The sequence below is a fragment of the Vibrio sp. YT-18 genome, from assembly GCF_033337345.1.
GTDB classification, from domain to species: Bacteria; Pseudomonadota; Gammaproteobacteria; order Enterobacterales; family Vibrionaceae; genus Vibrio; species Vibrio alginolyticus.
Map to the genome: position 1 here is coordinate 1 of NZ_JAWOQO010000298.1, position 1,019 is coordinate 1,019.

General features: G+C 50.3%; 1 protein-coding gene. It reads left to right on the plus strand.

Annotated elements, in window-relative coordinates:
* A partial coding sequence (locus tag R7M72_RS26130; RefSeq protein WP_318056596.1) for an efflux RND transporter permease subunit occupies window positions 1-1,019 on the plus strand: 1,019 nt, incomplete at both ends.

Sequence of the window (1,019 nt, forward strand, 5' to 3'; positions counted from 1 at the left end):
CGGCGAGTTTGGCTCGGGGTTGATTCGTCTTGGTGACATCGCCGACATCACCATGGGTTATCAAACACCAGCATTGGCAGAAAACCGCTACAACGGAGAGCCCGCTGTCACCTTGGCTGTGAGCCCAGTTCAAGGCATTAACGTGGTGTCACTTGGCGATACGATTCAAGACATCATCGCTAACTACCAGGCAACGCTGCCGCTGGGTGTCGACATCTCGACCGTTGCTTATCAACCTGAAGAAGTACAAAAGTCTATCGACGACTTTGTTGGCAACCTGCTTGAAAGTGTCGCGATTGTTTTTGTGGTGTTGTTGGTCTTCATGGGCTATAAGAGTGCGACCATCGTTGGCGCAAGCTTGCTCCTGACGATTTTGCTCACGCTTGTATACATGAACATCGCCAGCATCGATTTGCACCGTGTCTCGCTAGGTACGTTTATTCTCGCACTGGGCATGTTGGTGGATAACGCCATTGTGATCACCGATATGATGATCGCTAAGCTCAACAAAGGTATCGAGCGAACTCGCGCCGCGATTGATTCCGTCAAAGAAACCGCTGTGCCACTTTTAGGCGCAACTGTCATCGCGATTATGGGCGCAAGCCCAGTGTTGTTCTCCAAAACCGACTCCGCCGAGTTTGCGAGCTCTGTGTTCTACATTGTGGCGTCGTCACTGTTGCTTTCATGGATCGTCGCGATGACGTTTACGGTATTAATGGCGTGGATGTTCATCAAGCCAAAAGCTAACAGCGAAGAGACCAAACCGAGCCGTTATAAACAGTTGGTATTCTGGACGGTGGACAACCCGCGTAAAGCATTAGCCGCTTTGGTTCCGTTGATTTTAGTCACCGCCGTGGCAATCCCGTATGTGGCCGGGAACTTTATTCCTCAGTCGGATCGCTCAATTGTGTTTCTCGATTACTGGCTACCCAATGGTGCCAAGATTGAACAAACCTCGGCAGACATGCGCAAAGTTGAAGAATGGTTGGTCGCACAACCAGAAGTGGAAAGTATCTCTA